1 rRNA gene is annotated in these 2,986 nt (G+C 51.2%); it reads right to left on the reverse strand.

The window, feature by feature from the left end:
• Positions 1–8 precede the first annotated feature (8 nt).
• A 23S ribosomal RNA gene (locus ABH961_RS30000) occupies positions 9–2,930 on the reverse strand.
• Positions 2,931–2,986: the final 56 nt, after the last annotated feature.

Raw genomic sequence — 2,986 nt, forward strand, 5'->3', positions numbered from 1 at the left:
CATATTATATGGTTAAGTCCTCGATCTATTAGTATTCGTCAGCTCCACATGTCACCATGCTTCCACCTCGAACCTATCAACCTGATCATCTTTCAGGGATCTTACTAGCTTACGCTATGGGAAATCTCATCTTGAGGGGGGCTTCATGCTTAGATGCTTTCAGCACTTATCCCTTCCGCACATAGCTACCCAGCTATGCCCTTGGCAGAACAACTGGTACACCAGCGGTGCGTCCATCCCGGTCCTCTCGTACTAAGGACAGCTCCTCTCAAATTTCCTACGCCCACGACGGATAGGGACCGAACTGTCTCACGACGTTCTGAACCCAGCTCGCGTACCGCTTTAATGGGCGAACAGCCCAACCCTTGGGACCGACTACAGCCCCAGGATGCGATGAGCCGACATCGAGGTGCCAAACCTCCCCGTCGATGTGGACTCTTGGGGGAGATAAGCCTGTTATCCCCGGGGTAGCTTTTATCCGTTGAGCGATGGCCCTTCCATGCGGAACCACCGGATCACTAAGCCCGACTTTCGTCCCTGCTCGACTTGTAGGTCTCGCAGTCAAGCTCCCTTATGCCTTTGCACTCTACGAATGATTTCCAACCATTCTGAGGGAACCTTTGGGCGCCTCCGTTACACTTTAGGAGGCGACCGCCCCAGTCAAACTGCCCACCTGACACTGTCTCCCGGGTCGATAAGACCCGTAGGTTAGAATTTCAATACAGTCAGGGCGGTATCCCACCAGCGCCTCCACCGAAGCTAGCGCTCCGGTTTCAATGGCTCCCGCCTATCCTGTACAAACTGTACCAAAATTCAATATCAGGCTACAGTAAAGCTCCACGGGGTCTTTCCGTCCTGTCGCGGGTAACCTGCATCTTCACAGGTACTATAATTTCACCGAGTCTCTGGTTGAGACAGTGCCCAAATCGTTACACCTTTCGTGCGGGTCGGAACTTACCCGACAAGGAATTTCGCTACCTTAGGACCGTTATAGTTACGGCCGCCGTTTACTGGGGCTTCAGTTCAGAGCTTCGCTTACGCTAACCCCTCTCCTTAACCTTCCAGCACCGGGCAGGTGTCAGCCCCTATACTTCGCCTTACGGCTTCGCAGAGACCTGTGTTTTTGCTAAACAGTCGCTTGGGCCTATTCACTGCGGCTTTCCGTTAAGAAAGCACCCCTTCTCCCGAAGTTACGGGGTCATTTTGCCGAGTTCCTTAACCAGAGTTCTCTCGCACACCTTAGGATTCTCTCCTCGCCTACCTGTGTCGGTTTGCGGTACAGGCACCTTTTATCTCGCTAGAAGCTTTTCTTGGCAGCGGGGAATCAAAGACTTCGCTCCATAAGGAGCTTCCCCATCACAGCTCAGCCTTCACGATAAGCGGATTTGCCTACTTATCAGCCTAACTGCTTGGACGTGCACAACCAATCGCACGCTTCTTCTATCCTTCTGCGTCCCTCCATTGCTCAAACGATAAAGAGGTGGTACAGGAATATCAACCTGTTGTCCATCGCCTACGCCTGTCGGCCTCGGCTTAGGTCCTGACTAACCCTGAGCGGACGAGCCTTCCTCAGGAAACCTTAGGCATTCGGTGGACGGGATTCTCACCCGTCTTTCGCTACTCATACCGGCATTCTCACTTCTAAGCGCTCCACCAGTCCTTCCGGTCTGACTTCACTGCACTTAGAACGCTCCCCTACCACTGATACCATTGGTATCAATTCGCAGCTTCGGTGGTGTATTTAGCCCCGGTACATTTTCGGCGCAGAGTCACTCGACTAGTGAGCTATTACGCACTCTTTAAATGGTGGCTGCTTCTAAGCCAACATCCTAGTTGTCTAAGCAACTCCACATCCTTTTCCACTTAATACACACTTTGGGACCTTAGCTGGCGATCTGGGCTGTTTCCCTCTTGACTACGGATCTTATCACTCGCAGTCTGACTCCTAAGGATAAGTCATTGGCATTCGGAGTTTGACTGAATTCGGTAATCCGATGAGGACCCCTAGTTCAATCAGTGCTCTACCTCCAAGACTCTTACACTTAAGGCTAGCCCTAAAGCTATTTCGGGGAGAACCAGCTATCTCCAGGTTCGATTGGAATTTCTCCGCTACCCACACCTCATCCCCGCACTTTTCAACGTGCGTGGGTTCGGGCCTCCATTCAGTGTTACCTGAACTTCACCCTGGACATGGGTAGATCACCTGGTTTCGGGTCTACGACCACGTACTAAACGCCCTATTCAGACTCGCTTTCGCTGCGGCTCCGCCTCTTCAGCTTAACCTCGCACGGGATCGTAACTCGCCGGTTCATTCTACAAAAGGCACGCCATCACCCATTAACGGGCTCTGACTATTTGTAGGCACACGGTTTCAGGATCTCTTTCACTCCCCTTCCGGGGTGCTTTTCACCTTTCCCTCACGGTACTGGTTCACTATCGATCACTAGGGAGTATTTAGCCTTGGGAGATGGTCCTCCCAGATTCCGACGGAATTTCACGTGTTCCGCCGTACTCAGGATACATTCAAGAGAGAACGAAGTTTCGACTACGGGGTTGTTACCCTCTACGACGGACCTTTCCAGGTCGCTTCGTCTACCTCGTTCCTTTGTAACTCCGTATAGAATGTCCTACAACCCCAAGAGGCAAGCCTCTTGGTTTGGGCTATGTTCCGTTTCGCTCGCCGCTACTCAGGAAATCGCATTTGCTTTCTCTTCCTCCAGGTACTTAGATGTTTCAGTTCCCTGGGTCTGTCTTCCTTACCCTATGTATTCAGGTAAGGATACCATACCATTACGTATGGTGGGTTTCCCCATTCGGAAATCTTCGGATCAAAGCTTACTTACAGCTCCCCGAAGCATATCGGCGTTAGTCCCGTCCTTCATCGACTCCTAGTGTCAAGGCATCCACCGTGCGCCCTTTCTAACTTAACCAAACTAAAATTAAAAAAATATGAGCTACACTGTTATCTAGTTTTCAAAGAACATAC

The organism is Bacillus sp. RC251, from assembly GCF_044908765.1.
GTDB classification, from domain to species: Bacteria; Bacillota; Bacilli; order Bacillales; family Bacillaceae_G; genus Bacillus_A; species Bacillus_A wiedmannii.